At 43.4% G+C, this 21692-nt stretch carries 11 protein-coding genes; 6 read left to right on the forward strand and 5 right to left on the reverse strand.

Annotated elements, in window-relative coordinates; all coding sequences use genetic code 11:
* Nucleotides 1–20 precede the first annotated feature (20 nt).
* Together POW22_RS09045 and priA are read left to right on the forward strand one after the other, a co-directional pair.
* Entirely contained in the window at nt 21–596 is a 576-nt protein-coding gene (locus tag POW22_RS09045) for a chalcone isomerase family protein (protein ID WP_272832335.1), read from the forward strand.
* A gap of 61 nt (nt 597–657) precedes the next feature.
* Entirely contained in the window at nt 658–3108 is a 2451-nt protein-coding gene (priA, locus tag POW22_RS09050) for a replication restart helicase PriA (protein WP_272832336.1), read from the forward strand.
* On the opposite strand, the gene POW22_RS09055 is transcribed toward priA, so the two are convergent.
* On the reverse strand, nt 3105–3818 hold the full coding sequence (locus POW22_RS09055; protein WP_087525565.1) for a LytR/AlgR family response regulator transcription factor: 714 nt from the start codon (nt 3816–3818) through the stop codon (nt 3105–3107). The genes priA and POW22_RS09055 overlap by 4 nt on opposite strands.
* 227 nt (nt 3819–4045) lie before the next feature.
* On the opposite strand from POW22_RS09055, the gene rpsF reads away from it, so the two are divergent.
* The 4 genes from rpsF to POW22_RS09075 all read left to right on the forward strand — a co-directional run bounded on the left by rpsF (nt 4046) and on the right by POW22_RS09075 (nt 5684).
* A complete protein-coding gene (rpsF, locus tag POW22_RS09060; protein ID WP_087525154.1) occupies nt 4046–4384 on the forward strand; it encodes a 30S ribosomal protein S6 in 339 nt (112 codons plus the stop codon).
* Nucleotides 4384–4683, forward strand: a complete 300-nt coding sequence (gene rpsR, locus POW22_RS09065) for a 30S ribosomal protein S18 (protein WP_272832590.1) — start codon at nt 4384–4386, stop codon at nt 4681–4683. The genes rpsF and rpsR overlap by 1 nt, the downstream gene beginning before the upstream one ends.
* Nucleotides 4684–4695: 12 nt before the next feature.
* The gene (rplI, locus tag POW22_RS09070; protein WP_272832337.1) at nt 4696–5151 is read left to right on the forward strand and encodes a 50S ribosomal protein L9; all 456 of its coding nucleotides are present in this window, start codon (nt 4696–4698) and stop codon (nt 5149–5151) included.
* A 62-nt stretch (nt 5152–5213) separates the two neighbouring features.
* On the forward strand, nt 5214–5684 hold the full coding sequence (locus POW22_RS09075) for a DUF6495 family protein (protein WP_272832338.1): 471 nt from the start codon (nt 5214–5216) through the stop codon (nt 5682–5684).
* Between the two features lie 53 nt (nt 5685–5737).
* Here the strand turns inward: POW22_RS09075 and POW22_RS09080 are convergent, their stop codons facing one another.
* From POW22_RS09080 to POW22_RS09095, 4 genes are all read right to left on the reverse strand, one after another.
* Nucleotides 5738–6979 carry an ABC transporter permease gene (locus POW22_RS09080; protein WP_272832339.1) on the reverse strand — a complete coding sequence of 414 codons (1242 nt, stop codon included), beginning with the start codon at nt 6977–6979 and terminating at the stop codon, nt 5738–5740.
* A 153-nt stretch (nt 6980–7132) separates the two neighbouring features.
* Entirely contained in the window at nt 7133–11722 is a 4590-nt protein-coding gene (locus tag POW22_RS09085; protein WP_272832340.1) for a LamG domain-containing protein, read from the reverse strand.
* 268 nt (nt 11723–11990) lie between these two features.
* Nucleotides 11991–16574 carry a DUF8202 domain-containing protein gene (locus tag POW22_RS09090; RefSeq protein ID WP_272832341.1) on the reverse strand — a complete coding sequence of 1528 codons (4584 nt, stop codon included), beginning with the start codon at nt 16572–16574 and terminating at the stop codon, nt 11991–11993.
* A gap of 245 nt (nt 16575–16819) precedes the next feature.
* Nucleotides 16820–21460, reverse strand: coding sequence for a M14 family zinc carboxypeptidase (locus POW22_RS09095; RefSeq protein WP_272832342.1), 4641 nt, complete (start codon nt 21458–21460; stop codon nt 16820–16822).
* Nucleotides 21461–21692 lie beyond the last annotated feature (232 nt).

A 21692-nucleotide genomic window follows, 5' to 3' on the forward strand; every position in this document is an offset into this window, starting at 1 on the left:
CTTAAATATTTTATTGACTTATGAAACGAGTTTTGGTATTAATGATCGCTGTACTCTCTATGAATTTTGGGTTCGCGCAGAACGGAGGAATGACAGAAGTAGGAGACGTGATGCTTCCAAACACTATGAAAGTGGGAGGTTCTGATTTGGTACTCAACGGAGGAGGAATCAGAAAGAAGGCTTTTGTACTCGAACTGTATTCTGGAGGATTGTATCTAGAATCAAAGTCGAAAGACGCTAAGAGCATTATCAATGCAGATCAAAATATGGCCATGAAATTGGTGATCACTTCAAGCTTTGTATCCAGTGATGCAATGAGTGAAGCAGTGAACGACGGTTTTGACGCTTCTATGCGAGGAGATACTTCTTCATTGGATAGTGAAATCAAAAAATTCATCGGTTTTTTCAGCGATGAGATCGTGGAGAAGGATGTTTTTGACATCACCTACCAAACCGGGCGTGGCGTAGTTTGCTACAAGAACGGAAACGAATTGGGAGTGATTCCTGGAATGGAATTCAAAAAGGCCCTTTTTGGAATTTGGTTGGGGAAAGCTCCAGCAGATAAAAAACTTAAAAAAGGAATGTTGGGCAACTAATTGTCCTCGCATTATTACGTACTTTTAGGCTGTCGTTAACGCGACAGCCTTTTTTGTTTTCATGTACTTTATTGACGTCATACTGCCCATTCCCATCAAGCAGGCATTTACCTATGCGGTAAATGTCCATGAGGCTCATTTTCTTAAGCCCGGGCACCGTGTGGCAGTTCCTTTCGGGAAGTCCAAGATCTATACTGGGATTGTATATCGGGTGCATCAAACGCCGCCGCAGATGTACGAGACCAAGGAGATCGATCAGATCCTAGACGAGCATCCTTTGGTAACCCAAACCCAGCTCAAACATTGGCAGTGGATCGCAGACTATTACCTCTGCAGCATGGGAGAGGTCATGCGGGCTGCTTTACCCGGAGCTTTTCTATTAGAAAGTGAGACTATTATTCGACTACAAACGGAGCGCCCTTACACAGAAGTTACACTCTCTGCTCAGGAAGAATTAATACTTGAAGCTTTAGAGAACAGACAACAACTACACCTCAATGATGTTCGGAATCTCTTGGAGAAAAAGCAGGTCCTTGGTGTTATTCAAGCTTTGATCGATAAGAACCGGGTGGCCTTAGTAGAGACGCTTTACGAGCAATATATCCCAAAGATGGTGTCTTATCTTCAGTTGGCGCCAGAGTTTCAAGAAGAAGCCGCTTTGACCGCCTTATTGGATGAAATGCAACGCGCTCCCAAACAAAAGGAGGTGCTCATGCAACTCTTTATGCTCAGTGCACGTCAGTCGGGAGCAGTGAAACGACAAGATCTATTGTCTGCAGTTTCTGGTGGGACAGCGCCTTTAAAAGCGTTGATAGATAAAGGCATTGTGCTTCAAGAAAAGAAACAAACCGACCGTAAGGCGCTGTGGGAACAAGAAACGGCAGCTTCAAAAGGGCTGTCAGAGGCGCAGCAAAAGGCTTTAGAGCAGATTCGAGCTGAGTTTGCTGAAAAGTCGGTCTGTCTTTTTCACGGCGTAACCTCTAGTGGAAAGACAGAAGTTTACGTCAAATTGATTGAGGAGATGCTCGACGCCGGCAAACAAGTGCTTTATATGTTGCCAGAGATTGCTTTGACCACGCAACTCATCAGTCGTTTACAATATTACTTTGGAGATCGTGTGGCGGTCTATCATTCCCGATACAGCGTGCATGAAAGGGTAGAGGTCTGGAATCAGGTTTTGCGTCAGGATGCTAAGGCGCAATTGGTCATTGGAGCGCGGTCAACGGTCTTTTTACCATTCCAAGACTTGGGTCTCATCATTGTAGATGAAGAACACGAACACTCTTTTAAGCAGTACAGCCCGGCGCCGCGTTACCACGGTAGAGACAGCGCTATAGTGCTCGGAGCGCTCACTCAGGCTAAAGTTCTTTTAGGATCTGCAACACCCGCTTTGGAATCATTTCACAACGCAAGTACAGGAAAATACGGCTTAGTAAGCCTTAAGGAGCGATTTGGGAAGGTTTTGCTGCCAGACACTCAATTGGTAGACCTCAGGGATAAAAACCGCAAGAAGCGCATGCGTGGGCATTTTTCAGACACTTTACTGGAAGCAATTAAAGAAACGCTATCAGAAGACAAGCAGGTGATTCTTTTTAAGAATCGCAGAGGCTTTGCACCCATTATGGAATGTATGACCTGCGGTAGTGCTCCACAGTGTCCAAATTGTGACGTGAGTCTAACCTTCCATAAGGCCAAAGGGCAATTGCGCTGCCATTACTGCGGATACGCCACTCCCATTACCAAACATTGTGGTGCTTGTGGCAGCATGTCATTAGATCCCAAAGGGTTTGGTACAGAACAGATTCAGAATGAATTGCAGGAATTGTTGCCAGAAGCGCGAATCTCTCGCATGGATCAAGATACTACCAAAGGAAAACACGCTCACGCCAAACTCATTCACGCCTTTGAGCAAGGGGAGATCGATGTGTTGGTGGGGACGCAGATGTTGGCCAAAGGACTTGATTTTAGAGCCGTGGGCTTAGTAGGGGTGATGCAGGCAGACACGCTTTTGAACTTTCCAGACTTTAGGGCTCATGAACGCAGTTTCCAATTGCTCAGTCAGGTTGCAGGTAGGGCAGGACGTACCAAAGATCGTGGCAAAGTATTGATTCAGGCCTACAATCCGGAGCATATGATCTTGCAGCAAGTGACCACTCATGATTTTGACGGCATGTTTAAGGACGAGATGGAACAACGCAGGCATTACGGCTATCCGCCATTCAACAGATTGATCCGCTTTACTTTCAAACACCGAAATTTTGAAACCATGCAAAACGGTTCGCGCTGGTTTGCCAAAGCCTTGGAGGCGCAATTTAATGACGGGGTATTAGGACCAGAGATCCCGCCTGTCGGTAGAATTCGGAATGAATACTTAAGCCATGTATTGCTGAAGGTGCCCATTCACGCTGGAATCAAAGCATACAAGGGAAAGGTCGGGCAGCTGGTGCGCAACTTTGAAGCGCAAAAACCCTTTGCGCGAATTAAACTTGTTGTGGATGTAGATCCGTATTAGGCCTTCATGGAAGCGGTAAGCGCCTCGACCAATTGGGTCTTTCTGTTACGACTCAGCGGTAATTGATCGTTATCGATCTCAATGACCTTGCTGTTGTAACGTTCTACCTTGTCCAGATTTACTATATAAGACTTATGAATTCTCAAGAAGCGATCTGCTGGTAAAAGCGACTCGAAGTTCTTCATGGTAGACAGTACTACCAATGAATCGTGCTCTGTAACCAACTTCACGTAATCACCTAGAGCCTCGATATAACGCAGCTCATTTAAGAATACTTTACGCTTTTTGAGGTTGCTTTTCACGAAGATGAAATCTTCATCATCAAAGCCGTCCTCATTGTGAAGTCTGTGATTGGTAATGGCCTTGTGTACCGCGTTTAGGAAGCGTTCCTTTGAGATCGGTTTGCGCAGATAATCTACCGCATCGTAGTCAAAGGCTTTAAAGGCGTATTTGGTTTTCCCAGTGACAAAAATGATCTGTGGTTTAACGCTCAGGTCATCTAGTAAGTCAAATCCCGACAAGATCGGCATCTCGATATCTAGGAATATCAGGTCGATTTGTGTATCCAAGAGCCCCATCTTTGCTTCAATAGCGTTGTTATACTCGGCTACTAAATTGAGCGAGGGGTGGTTTTGGATTAGCTTGACGATAGAAAGACGTTGTAGGCTGGAATCGTCAACTATAGCACAGTTAAGTACGGTTTTTTCCAAGGCAATAATAGATTTAGTAACGTACAATGATACATAAATTATCGATGAACGACAACATTTCTTAACGAAACTTAACGATTAATGGTGAAAAAATTACGTTTATCTGTCAAATATGTAAGGCTTAGATGTAGGAAATTAAAGGGTAGTGGGGCTTTGAATATTGTATAATAAGTGCTATTTTTGCCCCCTCTTTAACAAGAGACTTAAATTTAATTCAAACACAAAGTATGAATCATTACGAAACTGTTTTCATCTTGAATCCCGTTTTATCTGAAGAGCAGATAAAGGAAACAGTAAAGAAATTCGAAGATTTTTTGGTTTCTGGCGGAGCTAAGATGATTTCAAAAGAGGACTGGGGGCTTAAGAAGCTTGCTTATCCTATCCAACACAAGAAAAGTGGTTTTTACCACTTGTTCGAGTACACCGTTCCTGGTGAAGTGATCAACCCATTAGAAGTGGAGTTTAGACGTGACGAGCGCATTATGCGTTATTTGACAGTGCGTTTAGACAAACACGCTATTGCATGGGCAGAGAAGAGAAGAAAACGTAACGCTAAAACCGCTTAATCATGTCTAGCATTGAACAACAAGCAAAAGGCAAAAAAGACGGTGAAATCCGTTATTTGACGCCGCTTAACATCGAGACTACAAAGGCAAAGAAATACTGCCGTTTCAAAAAGTCTGGAATTAAGTACATCGATTATAAAGACCCAGACTTCTTGATGAAGTTTGTGAATGAACAAGGTAAATTACTTCCTCGTCGTTTGACAGGTACTTCTTTGAAGTATCAGCGTAAAGTGGCTGTTGCTGTGAAAAGAGCACGTCACCTTGCACTTATGCCATACGTAGGGGATCTATTAAAATAATACAGTACGGTCATGGAACTTATATTAAAGAAAGATGTAGAGAATCTTGGGTTTACAGACGATATCGTTACTGTAAAGAACGGATACGGTAGAAACTACCTGATCCCTCAAGGATATGCGATCCTAGCCACTTCATCTGCTAAGAAAGTATTGGCAGAGACTTTGAAGCAACGTGCTTACAAAGAGCAGAAGTTGGTTGATGAAGCAACTAAAGAGGCTGACAAATTAAACAGCCTTGAGTTAAAGATCACTGCTAAAGCTGGTGAAGGAGATAAACTTTTCGGTTCTGTAAACAACGCAGACGTTGCAGAAGCTTTGGAAAAAGCTGGAGTGAGCATCGAGAAGAAATTCATCTCTGTAGCTGGTGGAAACATCAAGCGTACTGGGCAATACGAAGCTAAAGTACGTTTCCATAGAGACGTGATTGCTAACTTGACTTTTGACGTAGTAGCAGAGGCTAAGAGCTAATTAGCCTTCAACAATAAGTAAGAGGCCTTTTGTGTACACAGAAGGCCTTTTTTTTTGACAAGATGAAATACACAAGACTTACCAAGGAACAGTTTGAGGAGCTTCAAGAAGAGTTCACCCGCTTTTTGGCTACACAAAGTATAACTGCGGATGAATGGCAGCAACTTAAAACACAGCAGCCTGAGGTTGCAGAAGCCGAGTTGGATGTTTTTAGCGATCTGGTTTGGGAAGGCGCACTCAATGCTGCTAAGTATTTAGAAAATGCCAGTGCAGATCAAGTGTTTTGTATTGCTATTGAGTCAGAGCAAATGCGCATGATCCATGCGCGAATTCCATCTGGAGTAGCAGACCTCACTCAGCTGGAAGGCCGTCAATGGTTGTTAGACCATATTCAAGACGATGGTGTTCAACTACAAACCGGAACAAAGACTCTTGGAGAAGAAAGAAATCAACAGATTTTCGGATTGATCCAGCAAGGGGCTGTTATTGCTAACAAAGACTTGTTTGAGGCATTAAATAGTCTTATTAAGTAATTGTTTTACAATAACTTAATTAAAATTACCTCATTGAATAGTTGAGATTGACTTTATTCGTAGCGCAGACTTTCTATAGGGTCTAAACGCGCAGCTTTCATCGCTGGATAGGAACCGGCAATAACCGCTACTAAAAACGTAATAATTGTAGCCGCGATCACTGCGCCCCAAGGGATACTGAAGTTAAAATCTGCAAGTTTGGCAAAGGCCAAACCAGTACCCAAGCCCAATAGAATACCCAAGATACTTCCCAACTGCCCAATCACAACGGTCTCCATTAAAAACTGAGTACCTATGGTGGATCGTTTTGCACCTAAGGCTTTACGAACACCGATCTCTCGTGTGCGTTCCGTAACCGATACAAGCATAATATTCATCAAGGCAATAAGAGAACCAAAGATGGTAATGGCGCTGATGAACCAAGCTGCAAACTCTAAAACACCAGTGATTTCAGAAATCCTGTTGATCAGATCCTCACTGCGTTCCAGTCCAAAATTGTTTTCTTCAACAGGGGACAGGCCTCTCACATTTCTAAAAGTGACAATAGCGTCGCTCTGAGCGCCTTCTAAATATTCTTTGTCGTCTACCATTACACTAATGGTATAAGTGATGTTAGGAGCCGTATAAATGCTTCGGGCTTGTTGAATCGGGATGAGCACCTTGAGATCCTGATTGTTCCCGAAAGTCGCTCCTTTAGATTCTAATAGACCGATCACTTTAAATTTCACCCCGCGAATACTCAGGGTTTTACCAATGGGATCAGTCCCTTCAAATAAAGTCTTTTTAAAATCTGACCCAAGCAGACAAACATTGACGTTATTCTGAATATCAAATACATTGAAGTCACGTCCTTTTTCTACTTCTGTACCGGTGTTGTTCAGATAGTTCTCATTCACTCCATACACCTGTACTTCTGGATCGGTCTTGTTGCCTTCATAGCGCACTTCCGCACGACTGGTTCCTCTAAAGGATACCGAGGTGCGTGTAAAAGGGTAGTTGTAGGCGTCCTGAAATTCTTTGATGTCCCGATAGCTGATGATCGGATTGATCTTTTGGCGTTCTCCTCCGCGTCTTCCTTGAGAAGTAAAGTCATAACGCTGAATGTTGAAGGAGTTTGCTCCCATGGAAGCAAAGTCGCTCGATATGGTGTTTTCTAGGGCCTTTACGGCGGCTAGAATACCTACGAGCGCCCAAATACCTATTCCAATGATCACTACCGTTAAAATGGTTCTAAGGAGTTGACTGCGGATGGAATCCATCGCAATTCGAACATTCTCACGGAATAATGAAAACATGGTTAAGGCTTTTAATTGCGTTATATGACGAATTAGAAAGGATAAAGTTACAAAATATCGAATCGGATTTGAGTGGCTTTAACAGGGTCGTAAGAAAATAAAAAGGCGGAAACCTCTCGATTCCCGCCTTTTGGATATGAATTAAAATTTAAACTACTTCTCTATCAATATTTTAACGGTATGTGTTCCCGTGTTAGTGGTGGTTCTTAGGATATACGTTCCAGTTGCCATATTAGCAGAGGAGAATGCCTCTTGCGGATTGGTTCCACTGTAGTTGTAGCGCCCGATGAACTGACCTAAAATAGAGTAGACTTCAACTGTCGAGATGGTTTCATCAGCCTCTTTGGCAATTACGCTTACCTGAGCTGCTTGCTTTTGGTGCATAGCGTACACTGCAGACTCCGCAACTTTCATGCTGGTGTCAGCATCTTGATTGCGAGGTGTTTTACGCAGGATGATCTCAAAGCGATCCGGATGCATACCGGCCTCTATAGTTCCAGTATAAACATCTTCCAATAGATTGGTGTAGATGTTGAACTCCTTATCACGCAAATAAGGGATGATCTTTTCACCCAAGTTTTGCGCTTGGTCAAGACCAATGGTGAATTCACCACTTTCAGCGATCTCAGCAATGAGTGGAAGTACAGTACTGCTGTTTCCATCTATCATCGGGATTCCTTGGATCACAAAACGCTCTCCTGCAATATCCCAGTTCAGATCTTCGATCAAATCGTCAAATAAACGTCCGTCGTAACCGCGATCAAAATCAAGAGTAGTGTTCGGATCTATGGTTAATAACAATTGTCTGTGTAACATCTTTGGCGAATCAAAACCGATACGCAACTTAGGGCGCATATCTGGCGCGTCTAGATCACTGTCGTCTGGTTCGCTATAAGTGGTCGTTGTTGTCGGGCTTGATGGAACGGCATAAGTATCATCAGTAAAGACAAATACAGAACTCGAACCGGAGCGTACAAAATTACGCTGGCTATTGTTGAATTCAATGGTACCGTTGGTGTCGGCAGCAACAAAGAAACCTTGACTCGGCGCTACATAACGCCCTGGAGTCTTAGTAGGAACACCTGCCGCACTTACGTCAGGGTGGCTGGTTGCCATTACACCTCCAGAAAGGTTATACATGGCGTAACCCCCTTGGTATTCTCCTAAGATGTGCGATCCGCCTCCCCAGTGTTCCCAGAAGTACAAGGTACCGTCTAGGTGTGGGTTATCGGCGATAAAATCATGAGAGTCCAAAGCCGAGGCAAACGGATTACCTACCAAGTAGTTGTTCCCTCCGTTAATAGCCAGTTGGATCTCGTATCCTGTTTGATCATTATTAGGTTTCCCGGTAAATGTGTAGTTCTGGATATCTGTAACGGATCCAGATCCTGGGCCTTTCATGGTGAATCCTTGTCCAGCTTCTAAAGAACCCCATTGCCCGAGATACTGCCATGAGCTGTAATCTCCGATAGGGTGGTTGTCATATTTGAACAACCAGAAGTCAGAAAGGGAGATTGGTGTGGTTGGCGCACCGTTATAACCACCCACCCAATTCACGTACACAGGATTGCTCACGTCCGTACCGTCACGCAGGACGCGATTAATGTTAAAAGTTACATTGATACTCGCTCCCGACAGGGTACTAGTAGGCGCACTCCAATAATTGTAGGTATAGGTGTCTGCCGTACCTCCTTGGTCGATCTCAATATATCCTGCACTGTTGGCCTCTAGGTCACTTCCTTGGGTTTGAATCAACTGTGATTCTCCCTGAAGGTCAATAAAACCAGCTAGATCTAGGTAATGTGAAACCTCAAACTTATTGTTGTTATCCACAAGGATCTCAGCACTAGCATCTACAAATACGCCCAATACGGTAGTGTTTGTACTAGCTGTAAGATCGTGATTTACTCTAGAGATCGTCCAATCGATCGGAGTAGTGTTATCTACAATAGATAATGAACCGGGTAGATACAATACGTTGTTGTTCATCCAAGTGCTTGCATCGTCCCAAGAGCCATCGGCATCTGTTTCATAGGGTAGTGGAGCCGTTTGGAAATCTACAGTATCCAAGTTTTTAATAGCAGCAGTGTTGCCGTTTCCAGATTCGTCCTTAATGTTGGTAAAAGTATAGGTTGTCATCGGGTAATAAGCCATAAGCTGACCCCATGGAATTGTAGAAACCTCATTCAAAGAAATGCTTTGAGGTAGGATACTACCGGTCACTGTGTTGTCTGAATGTTCAATGATCTCTTGATTCATGATGAATCGGATCTGATTTACGCTTAAAGTGGTGTCCCAAACGCGAACTTCATCAATACCTCCATCCCAGAAATTGGTCGGATTCTCGTAGTCTGCCGCTGCGATCAAAAAGTGCTGTGAGTTGCCTACCGGTGAATCCATAGGTCCTGTTACATCCAGAACTCCATCAATGTAGATACGCGCGTTGGTCCCGTCATAGCTCACGGCAATATGGTGCCACTCGTCTGTTGGTATCTCTACAGATGACGTCAAGCTCTGTACAGCTCCGCCACTGTTGGTCCACATGGCTTGGGCGTGTCCGCTTCCGTCAATCTTTACAGCATAGCCTTCTGTGTAAGGAGCAGAATTACGCTTAGAAATAATATCTCTGTCTGTGCCAGCGTCACGTTTAACCCAAGCAGATAGTGTGAAATCTGAGTCGAGGTCTAAATAATCGTCAGAATCCATATAATCAACGCTTCCGTCAAAATCAACAGAACGTACGTAGATATTCTCTGGAGCATATCCAAAGGTAATGTACTTAGTACCGTTGAAATCGTAAGTAGTTTCTAGGTTTCCTCCGTTTAAACGCATGATGCGATATTCTGAGTTCGGGTTAAAAGTCGGAGTGTCCGAGATGAACATCAAATACTCTCCGGGCGGGTCCAAAGTTGCAGCCAATTGTGCTTCTGGAACAGAAACTTCTACCTTCTGTACATCTCCACCGGTCTCAACCACCTTCCAGGTACGTTCTACAGAGGTAAATTCTACAATGGTGGTCAAGCCTGGAACACCATCACTCATATCAACGATGATAGGTGCTACGGCATTGAGACTTGTATTGTCATGACCCCAAACCAAATAAGATTCATCAACGGTCAGATCAACGCTGTTGGCGTTGTTTGTCGCTTCAATATTGGCCATACCCATGGTCACTAAGGTATTAGCGTTTACAGACTTGGATTGCTTTTGCATAAGACCAGCAGCGTCAGAGCGTCCAAGACCAGCGATGTCCCAGTTAAAGGCTCCGCCGTCTGAAGATTGATCCCAGATCACGTTTCCGTTTGAATCCACATAGTCTTGTGAAACACCATTAACACCAAGGGTAATCCCATATTTAATGGCAAGGTAAGACTGAATTCTGTTACGATTATCGGTCATGGAACCGTCTGTGTTTGTTGCAGAGTAGGTGATCACCTCAGTGATTCTACCACCAAAACTACCGTTCCAGTATTGACTGCGTCCTAACCAATATCTGGTATTAGACACTTCTGCAAAATCTCCGGCGTCTGATTCTGACTCAGCGATCTCAATATTGTTGAAATATACGTTTTGACCCGTTGGAGAACTGGTGCTGTTGTGGCGTGCATTAATGATAGCGACTTGATTTAAGTCGATAGTATTGTCGAGATCTCCTTTTCCATATCCGTCACCAGCTCCTGTGGTTGTTCCGATGCAGTAGGCAAAGTACTCTCCAGTAAAACGCTGGGTGTAGGCTCCATAACCGAATCCGGTTACGTCTTCTTGGTAAGTCTGACCTGTTGGATCCGTTGACGTGAAGGTGTCTAATGGAATCATACCATTGGTGACGGCTTGGTCCGGAGTGACAACCATATAAATATCATGGCTGTAAAAACCACCGGTACCGGCCATTTCGTCCTTGTCATCTAAGTAATCCATGTCGCTTCCAGACAAGTTGTTGTCATTGCTAAAGGAAAGCACTGGGTTGAAGTTGATATTGTTGGTGCTGTTGTCGTAATAGGTTGGCGCTTGATAAGATTCTAGAACGTTCGCATCGTTTCCTTTTCCGTAGTCTTCCCAGGTCGTTAAAGGCGTATTGTTGGCAATGGAGCCGCTTCCGTCTACTCGATCTGTGCGTAACCACAACTCCAGATTTGTGTTAATACCTCCAGGACCTTCTGTGATTGAAGTGTTGTAAGTAGTTCCTGTGATGGTTACATAATCAATATAAACACGATCGCCATTCCAAGTTGAATTACTTGAAAAACGGAATTGTCCCGTAGCCGAGCTCGGGAAGGTGAAATCTGTTTTGAAGATAGTAACTGTTTTGGCGTAGTCTATGTAGGGAACGCCATTACTGAAGTCTGCAGATTTATCTGCCACGTTTCCAGCGACAAAGCTGCCTATAATGCTCCAAGAGCTCGAACTGTCTGGTCGGTACTCTACATCAAAGGTCTCTCCCGTGTCATATCCGTTATTGGTGAATCTAAAAGCCAAGTCCACTTTGTCATATGCATTAAGTGCAAATTGAGGACTTCTTATCTCACCGTTACTGTTTTGGATCCTCAAGGAGTAGTTGCCTTGAGCTGCGAAAGTAATGTCGTTTTGACGACTCGCGTTTGAGGTAAGATTCCAGCCATCCAATCCTGACTCAAAAGTCGCTTGGTGGATGACCGTCTGCGCCATTAAAATTGGCGTAAAGATCAAACAAAAAGTAAGTATCGCGAATGCGACACCTCGGTTGGTCGAAGTAGTTTTTTCCATAAGCTAGTAGATTAAGCCACAGGTCGATTTGGGGTCTTCTGTAACAGATTCTTAAACAAACATATAAAAAAAAGCAGTCGATTTAACATTTTAATCGTTAAAAATGTGCATTTCGTCGAAAAAATGTGTTGATAAACGGTGTTTTTGCGTGTTTAAACCGTAATTATTACAGAGGTTTCCTACACGTGCTATTTGTTGATAAAAAAAGGGAGCCTCGTTACAGGGCTCCCTTCTCGTTAGGAAAAACTACTTGCTTTGTCTAAGCAATCTACTGTTTGTCAATTAAAATCTTAGTTGTTTGAACATCTTTGTCCGTTGTAATTTGTAAGATGTATGTCCCGGTACTCATCAGCGTGGAAGGGAAGCTCACTTGTGAAGCATTACCTGCAAATTGGTAAGTTCCAATTTGTTGTCCAAGAATAGAGTATACCGTTACTTGTTTTATAGTTAATTCTTGTTCTTTAGCGAATACCGTTACTTGCTGTGTGCTCTTAGCGTGCATTGCTGCTACCGTATTCACTTGCTTGCTGGCAACTTGATCCACTTGACGTTCCGTTTTACGGAATACCATTTGGAATCGGTTCTCATAGATTCCAGGCTCCATCAAAGTTGTGAAATAGTCAGAACGAAGATCTACAAAGGTGTCGGTCTCCTTATCGTGTAGGTAAGGAATGAGTTTCTCTCCAAGGAACTCAGCCCCGTCTAGACCTATAGTGATCTCACCGAATTCTTCGATCTTCACATATAAAGGTAGTCTTACACTTCCTTTTCCTTCTACCACTGGAATACCTTGAATGGCGTAACGCGTGTCGTCGATCAACCAATTCATATCTTCTGCTTGCTCGTCAAAGACCTTTCCGTCATAGCCTCTATCAAAACCAAGCGTGGTATTGTTATCAAAGGTCACCAACAGTTGTCTGTGCATTCCTATAGGAGAATCAAATCCAATACGCAACTTGGTTCGTGTGTCTGGTGCGTCAAACTGTGTATCGTCTGGCTCGCCAGTTGTTGTAGGATCATCTCCTGTAGTAGGAGTTCCTCCAGTGTACGTATCGTCAGTAAACATGAATACTGAAGATCCTCCAAGTTTCACGAAATTACGTTGACTGTTGTTGAAGTTGATGGTTCCGTCACTATCTGCAGCTACAAAGAAACCTTGAGCTACAGGAACATAACGACCAGGTGATTTTGTAGAAGCTCCTGCGTCACTTACCATTGGGTGACTCGTAGCCGCTACACTTCCAGATAGGTTGTACATACCATATCCACCTTGATATTCAGCCAAGAAGTGTGAACCACCTCCAAAGTGTTCCCAGAAATAGAGGGTACCATCCAAGTGGGGGTTATCTGCAATAAAGTCATTGGCATCTAGTGCAGAAGGGAATGGGTTACCTACTAAATAGTTGTTATTCGCTGAAATACTCAGTTGAATTTCGTGACTGGTCTGATCATTATTAGGCTTCCCGGTAAAGGTGTAGTTCTGTACGTCAGTAACACCACCGGTTCCCGGGCCTTTCATGGTAAATCCTTGACCTACACTAAAATATTGGTAAGGTCCTACAAACTCCCAAGAGTCGTAATCTCCAACAGGACCATCTTCAAAACGGAAGATCCAACGGGCTGATAGACTTACCGGCGAACCAGCCGCTCCATCATAACCCCATACCCAGTTGATGTTTGAAGATCCATCGCGTAGGCGGTTGTTAACCTTATAGTCCCAGTTTAGTGTAAATGCATTGTTTCTACCTACTGGTGAAGACCAGTAGTTGTAAGTATAAAGATCTGCTGTACCTCCTTGACCGCGTTCCATATAACCAGAACTGGTCACTTCCAAATCAGATCCGGCAGTTTGTACCAGTTGAGAATCTCCTTGAAGATCAAGGAATCCGTCCAATTCAAAATAGTGAGACACTTCTAATTTATTCTCGTTATCCATGATCAAAGAAGCGCTTGAATCTACCATGGCGGCGAGTACAGTCGTATTTGACGAGCTGGTAACCTCATGGTTGATGTCCACAACGTTCCATCCGATGATTGTGCCATCTACAATAGAGGCAGACTGTGGCAAATACTGAACACTGTTGTTGGTCCAAGTAGATGGGTCCGTCCAATCTCCATCGCTGGCGGTCTCATATGGAAGTGGAGCTGTTTGGAAATCTACTGTGTCCAAGTTTTTAATAGCGGCGACATTGTTGTTTCCTGAGCTGTCATTGATATTAGTAAAGGTGTATACGTTCATCGGATAGTATACGATCAGGTTCGGCCAATCAATCGATTCCACCTCATTTAAAGTGATACTCTGAGGTATAATGGTACCGTCTACAGAGTTATCTGTGTGCTCGTAAAGCTCTTGGTTCATGATGTAGCGCAGCTGCTGCACAGTCAACGCTTGTCTCCAGATACGCACTTCATCGATCGTTCCATCAAAGAAGTTTTGAGGAGATAGATAATCTGCTGCACCAACCATTAGGTGTTGTGAGTTTCCAACCGGAGCACCAAATGGCGTTAGGGAAGCACTGTCAAATACGCCGTCAATATACAGGGAAGCTGTTGATCCGTCAAAGATCACGGCTACATGGTGCCATTCATCCGGATGGTCTGTTAGGACGGTATTAGAGGACACCGATTGGACGAGTCCAAGATTGTTTGTCCAAGTTGCTTGTAATTGTCCAGAACCATCAATTCTTAGCGCGTAACCCTGTGTAAATGGGGCAGCGTCACGCTTAGAAATGATATCAGCGTCAGTGTTGCTGGCAGATGTTTTGATCCATGCCGACATACTGAAGGCCGAATTGATATCAGCAACATCGTCTGCATCCAAATAGTCTGCAGTTCCGTCAAAATCAACGGAGCGCTCATAAATGTACTGCGGTGCATACCCAAAGGTAATGTACTTGGTTCCGTTGAAATCATAACTTGTTTCTAAGTCAGAACCATTGAGGGTCATGATTCTGTACTCAGAAGTTGGACTGAAAGATGGTGTGTTTGAGATAAACATCAGGTAGCTACCCGGCGGGGTAAGGGTAGCAGATAATGAAATTTCAGGTACAGAAACAGTAACCTCTGGTACGTCTCCACCAGACTCTACTACTTTCCAAGTACGTGAAATAGAAGTAAACTCCACAGGCGTAGAAAGCCCAGGAATACTAGCACTTAGGTCAACATTAACCGCAGGTGCAGCTGTCAAACTTCCGCTGTTATTACCCCAAACTAAATAGGATTCATCAACAGGAATACTGTTGGTATTGCTGCTGTTAGTAGTAGCAATATCCGTGATTCCCATGGTGATCATTGTATTGTCGTTAATAGATTTGGACTGTTTTTGTTGCCATCCGGCAGCATCACTGCGTCCAATTCCTGCAATGTCATAATTAAATGCTGCGGAGGCTTCAGATTGATCCCAAATCAAGTTACCACTAGAGTCTACGTAGTCTTGAGAAACTCCGTTTACACCTAAGGTGATTCCGTATTTGATCGCTAAATAGGATTGAATTCTGTTTCTGGCATCTGATGCAGAACCGTCAGCATTTGTAGAGGAGTAGGTGATGATTTCCGCAATACGGCCACCAAAACTTCCATTCCAATACTGACTGCGTCCGATATAGTATTTTTGATTAGAGATCTCCGCAAAGTCGGCAGAATCAGACTCACTATCCCCAATGTCAATATTATTAAAGTATACCATTTGTCCGGTTGCACCGGATACTGCGTTGTGACGTGCATTGATAATTCCAACATTGTTCAAATCAACATTGAAAGTAAGGTCACCACGTCCGTAGCCATTGCCCGGACCAGAGGTGGTACCAATGCAGTATGCAAAGTACTCATTGGTAAAGCGGTTAGTATATGCCCCATAACCGAATCCAGTCACATCTTCCTGAGCTGTGGTACCGGTAGGATCCTTGCCAGTAAATGTATCAAGGGGGATCATGGTATTGGTAATAGGCTCATCTGGTGTTACCACCATAAAGATGTCATGACTGTAAAAACCACCTGTTCCGGTCAATTCGTCACGTGCTGTTAAATAACCCATGTCTGAGCTGGAGGTAGCAGAGGAGTTGCTAAACTCAATCACAGGATTGAAATTAATATTGTCTGTCGCGTTATTCTTGTATACTGGTGCTTGGGTGCTTACCATGGTATTGGCGTCGTTACCTTTACCGGTATCTTGCCAAGAATTTAAGTCTGTGTTGTTTGTCGCAACCCCAGAACCGTCAACCTTATCGGCTTGCAACCACAATTCTAAGCCGCTAGTAACTCCACCAGGTCCAGTTGAAATGACATTATAGGTCGTTCCAGTGATGGTGATTTCATCTATGTGGATGTAATCTGTAGTAGCATCGGCATTTGGACGCAGACGAAACTGGCCTGTCGCCAATATCGGAAAGGTATAATCTGTCGCAAAAATGCTGAAGATCTTCGTGTAGTCTACACTAGAAGGTGCATTGTACTGAAAATCTGAATCTTTACTAGATACATTTCCAGATCGATACGAATTTAATACTTGCCATGAACTTACCGCATCTGGACGGTACTCAAGGATCAAGGTCTCTCCAGTATCAATCCCACGATTCACAAAGTGGAAACGGATGTCTACCTTATCATAGGAGGCGAGTGCTAATCCAGGAGACACCATATTGGTGGTGTTTCCGAATAACTGAATACTCCAACTGCCTGCATAGGCATAAGAAGTACTCGCTGCTCGTGATCCTCCGGTTATTGTCCAACCATCGGTGCCAGATTCAAATCCGGTTTGGTGTAAAACGGTTTGCGCTTGAATTTGCGATTGAAATAGGAACATCGTTCCTACAAATAGGAATCCTAAGATTCGCTTTGAAGTAATTGTCTTCATTTTTGGGGGCATTTAAAATGAACATCATTTGTGTGAGGTTAAGTTGTTTATTGTTTGCGGTTCAAAATTATATAATTATTAGGGTTGCGGTAAAACCGTTAATCAATTATATCGTACCGTTCATCGAAAATATGGTGTATTTATCGGTTAAAATGTCTCTTAGGGGTCAAATACTGTAGGAAAAACATCACAAAAAAAAGCCTCCCTAATATGGGGAGGCTCTTTGAAGTTTAAATCAGTGATAATTAATTCTTGATCAATCTTTTAATAACATCTGTGTTGTCAGATTGCATTCTTACCATATACACTCCAGAAGGAAGTTGTCCTACAAAAATGTTCTGCTCAGACTGTCCATTCATATCGGTGTTGAATACTACGCGACCTTGAATGTCATAGATAGTAACCTCGTTGATCATTTGGTTGCTCGTATTCTGTATAGTAAAGCTGTCTGAGGCAGGGTTAGGATAAAGCAATACGGTATTTTCACTCAATCCTAGATCCTCAACATCTAGCACACGATCCTTAAAGAATACCACAAAACGTTCTGGATAGTGTCCTTGATCTGCAGTGAATACATAGTTACGTTCACTCAAGTTAGTTACCACACCTGTTTCTAGGTCCTTAATATAGATAGTAGCATTTTCTACATCTTCACCTTCTAATTGTGCAATGCTAATGGTGTAAGCGGTAGTTTCTTCCAAAAGGGTTCTAAAGCCCATTGGAATTACGGCATCATCAACAAACGGAGATCGTCCTTGGATACCCAATTCTAGATCTTCTACAGTTGAGAAAAGCGATACATAAGTACCAATTCGCTTAGAATCGAATCCAACATCAAGACCATCAGTAGCTTCATTTAAGAAAGCAACTAGGGTAGTAGAGGTAGACTCTGTATAAGTAGCATTGTCCATCTGCAGCCAAATTCTGTTTGGTCTTGAAGCAGTGGCCGGAGCACTCTTAAATCCTACGTTATTGCCTGTTACACGCATTCCATTGTTAAATACAGCATTTGCGTTGCTTGTTGGTTTTACTCCGAATCCTTGTCCAGAAGGAACAAACTGATCAGGAATGTTTCCTGGGTCAGAAGCTGCAGCAATACCTCCAGAAGAGTTATACTGAGAAATATCTTCCATACTGTAAGCCAAGTAACCTGGTCCAGTAGCTGGAGCGGTATTCTGGTTCCAGAAATACAATTCAGGAATATGTGCATTTGCAGCCAAGAAGGCATCAGCATCGATCGCAGAAGCATAAGGGTTACCAATAAGGTTAGCGCTTTCTTCTGGTGATCCGTTATAAATAATAGACTTAGTGATCTGCCCATTATTTAAAGTACCCTGTGTATAGTTTGCCGTATAAGTAGTTGGAGAACCTGGTCCAAAAGGAACAACTAAGTATCCACGGGCCACATCAAGTGATTCCGATCCGGTAAGTGGAATACGGTCATTACCTGTTTGGTCCACAAAGTTAATTGCATCTCCTACAATAGCAGTCACTGCATCATTGGTGTCAAAGTTTGCGGTGTTGTGTCCAAAAGCTCTAAAGGCTCCTGCGAACGCAACGTCTCTGGTAGAAGCAGACATTGGGCTTGACATTACACTGAATTCTCTAAATCCTAAAGAAGGAGTAGTTTTTGATACGGTGATGCTACCGTTGTTTGTAGCTACAGAGCTATCGTCAACTTGTACCACGCTACCTTCATGAGAAACTACTAGGTTACCTCCTGCGTCAACAGTGATATCACCTGTAGCGAGAGCATAAGTGCTAGCAGCTACAGTTAGCGTTGCACCGCTTTGTACTGTGATAGCACAAGCGTTAATACTCGGTTGATCGTTCATATCATAGTCTCCAGCAATAATTGCTTGAACGTTAGTGGTTGGAGTTCCATTGTCCCATGATGATCCATCCCAAGTAGTAGCTACAGAACAAACCTCGGTGGCGTTAAGCACAAAGTTGTCAATGGATATATCTGAACGGAATCCTGCACCTGTCGTAGCGTTGAATCGTACTCGAATTACTTCACCAGCATAGGTTGCATTAGGTAAATTAATGGTCTCTGTGGTCCACGCAGCTGTTTCAGAACCTTGTTGTTGTCCAGAAACAGTGAACAGTTGTGTCCAGTTAATTCCATTGTCTGTACTGATCTCAAAGGCTAGTGTTCCCATATTTGAGCCGTACATATGGTAGTCGAATTCAATAGAGGCATCGTACCAGTTAGTCAGGTCAAGACATGTAGACTCTAAAATTACATTGGCGCCAGATCCTAATCCGTCAGTAGAAGCTTCTGTGTAAAGGTACTGTCCACCTTCATAAGCCGCAGCTCCGTTACCTTCGTCAGGACCAGTAGTTCCACTTGGCGTTCCACCAGTGTTCAGCGTCCAGTTTCCATCGTCACCAAGACTCGGTCTGAATACACCACGACCACCGTCAAAATTCTCTACAAGCGGGAATGTATCTACTACGTCTAGAGCACACTCTTCAACGCTAGTGCTGGTTTGGATTACTTTAAAGTCATCAATGAAGAATCCATCAAAGTTATAATTGTAGTTTTCAGCTTCGTTCTCAGAGTCATTTGCAAATACAAAACGAATTCGCATGCTGTTGGCTCCATATAGGTAGCTGTTTTGGATCGGATCAATAACGATCTCCTCCATAACCCACTCGTCAAAAGTGTCACCGTCATAAACCATCCCGGCGCTTCCGCTTTGGAACGATTCATCAGCAGCCGATTTCGCGTTGTGGTCGTTGGTTGATGCGGTAGCTTCTGGCTTGTTGTAACGCCCTACCAAGGGGAAGTAATCCGTACCATTAGTAGATCCTAAAACCTCTACGTAGTCAAAATTACGCTCAATGTCATATTTGGTATAGAATTGTACAAGTACCTCTCCAGCTCCAGAAATATCAATAGGGTCAGAGGTTAAAGTACCTGAACTACTGTTTGAATAAGGAATCGTGTTTGAACTTCTCACAGAACGTGTTCCTGTAAAACCGTCTAAAGAAGAGTTGTTCCAAGATCCTGTTGCAGACCAGTTGCTCAAAGCATCTGAATCTGGGTTGTCCTCAAACAGTACTGATGGACTGTAAACCTTTTCGATCTCAGTCTCGTAAATCACAACCCCTTCATCGTTTTCTAAAGAGATGGTGTAGGTAAACTTATCGTTTACTTGAATGTTAGTGTCTAAGCTTACTGGTGTAGATACATTGGTACGAGCTGCTGCTCCAGAAATACCAAGTCCATTAGCTGCTAAAGTCACAGCAGAACCAGTCATATTGGTCCCTGGTGTAATTACCAAGTTAAAATCACTAGCTGTTTGTCCTACACGCTCAATACCAAAGGTAAGGGTAGGAGTCAAGCTGGTAATGTCTGATTGTGTCATATCGTGGAACTTCGCATACTTTCCTCCGTAGTAAATAGAAGAAAGATAGTGGCGCACCACATTTTGAGAGATCGGCAAAATATCAAAAGAGTCTGGCCAGAAACCAGTTCCTCCAATCTCTGGAGTTGTACCTAAGATGTTTTCTCCAGATCCTACAGATCCGTTAGAATCAACAGGTCCACCAAGCATCCAGTCATCAGCAATACCGTTCGCTGGAGTAAAAATGGTAGCTCCAGATACATATCTGTTATAACGAGTCATTTCAGCATGCCATGCGTGCATTTCATTCTCACGTCCTGTTACGTTTCCAGGGTTTCCTCCATATGGGTGGGGAATACTGTTGGCAAAAGTGTGGTTCATCAAAACGATCTTAAAGTCACGCAGTGGCGCTCCACTCCATGGGAAAGATACATCCGCAGTACCGTCCCAAAGCATAAAATCACGCAGGATACGAGATTCAGGCTCAGACCAAGGACTTGTACCTCTATAAGAGTCAGAACTTGGAGTCCCTGAAGATCCAGAACCCGCGGTTCCCCAGAAATAGTCAAAGTTTCTGTTCAAGTCCACACCACGAGAAGTGTTTGAAGAGCTTACTGTACTTGATCCAGAACTTGGATTCAAGTTTTTACGCTGCAAACCTCCTCCGCCAGGAGTAATGGTTTCATTCCAACGCAAACCATCAGGGTTTACCACAGGAATGAAATAAATTTCGTTGTTGTCTAATAAATGAGTAACGCGGTCATCAGAACCGTAATTCTCTAAGAGATACCACATAAAGTAGATGTTACTCATCATGGAGTTCACCTCACGAGAGTGGATCATAGAAGTAAAGAGCATTGCAGGCTTAGAACCTTCTGCAGAAGCTTGATCGCTGGTCATTCTTACGTAATATACGGTTTGACCATTCCAATCGTTAGCAGTTCCCGAAGAGTTGTTACCCCAAGTAACTTCTCCACTAGGTGATGCATCGGCCTTTGCAGATACCAATCCAGGATACAAAGATCTCATTTGGTCAAGCTCGGCTTCTACTTCAGAAATAGTCAAACATCCACCAAAGCTCGCTCCTAGATTAAAGTTAGCAGGAATGTTGAAGGTTTGGTCAAACATCCCGTAATCTTGCAAGAAACTGTCTTGTGTAGCGTTGTTGAAAGAAGTCTTAGGGGCTGCAGCTTGCATGGCTTTTAAACGGGCCAGCTCTGCTTTAGCAGCAGGAAGATTCTTAGAGGCTACTTCTTGATAGTGGGCATAAAGGTCATCAATGACTACTTCATAGGCCACATTTAATGATTGAAGTACGGCCAATTCAGTAGGCTGTAACTCCAGTTGAAGCTTTTCATGAGTGTGTTTTACTCCACATCTCAAATCGATTCCATTTTCTACCAGAGTCTTAGCAAGTGCTGGAGAAACCTGGTCAATACGAATTCGTTTTGCTGTTTCTTGGGCGAATAGACCAGTAGAAACGAGCAGTGCCATTACAAATGTAATAGCCTTTAGAGGTAGTTTCGGGTTCATAATGTTTGATTTATTGGGCCAATAGCATGGCGTGTTCATGTTGCGGATCGAACACAAAGAGGAAATCGAAGTAATTCTTTGTCCTTTAAAACAAGCGGTAAAGTAGGCTCGAATTCGGAATGAAGAATACGGGGGTTTCATATTCGATTCGTGGTTAAGGTTAAGTTTAAACGTTAAAGGCTGTAATTCAGCCGTGGACAAAAATGTGTATTAAAATCCATTTGACCAAGAA

Origin of the sequence: Gilvibacter sediminis (assembly GCF_028561565.1) — a bacterium.
GTDB classification, from domain to species: domain Bacteria; phylum Bacteroidota; class Bacteroidia; order Flavobacteriales; family Flavobacteriaceae; genus Gilvibacter; species Gilvibacter sediminis.

Coding starts and splice junctions, on each gene's coding strand:
- priA (WP_272832336.1), top strand. CDS start 658: ATGTACTTTATTGACGTCATACTGCCCATTCCCATCAAGCAGGCATTT.
- POW22_RS09095 (WP_272832342.1), bottom strand. CDS start 21,460: ATGAACCCGAAACTACCTCTAAAGGCTATTACATTTGTAATGGCACTG.
- POW22_RS09080 (WP_272832339.1), bottom strand. CDS start 6,979: ATGTTTTCATTATTCCGTGAGAATGTTCGAATTGCGATGGATTCCATC.
- POW22_RS09085 (WP_272832340.1), bottom strand. CDS start 11,722: ATGGAAAAAACTACTTCGACCAACCGAGGTGTCGCATTCGCGATACTT.
- rpsF (WP_087525154.1), top strand. CDS start 4,046: ATGAATCATTACGAAACTGTTTTCATCTTGAATCCCGTTTTATCTGAA.
- rplI (WP_272832337.1), top strand. CDS start 4,696: ATGGAACTTATATTAAAGAAAGATGTAGAGAATCTTGGGTTTACAGAC.
- POW22_RS09045 (WP_272832335.1), top strand. CDS start 21: ATGAAACGAGTTTTGGTATTAATGATCGCTGTACTCTCTATGAATTTT.
- POW22_RS09090 (WP_272832341.1), bottom strand. CDS start 16,574: ATGAAGACAATTACTTCAAAGCGAATCTTAGGATTCCTATTTGTAGGA.
- POW22_RS09075 (WP_272832338.1), top strand. CDS start 5,214: ATGAAATACACAAGACTTACCAAGGAACAGTTTGAGGAGCTTCAAGAA.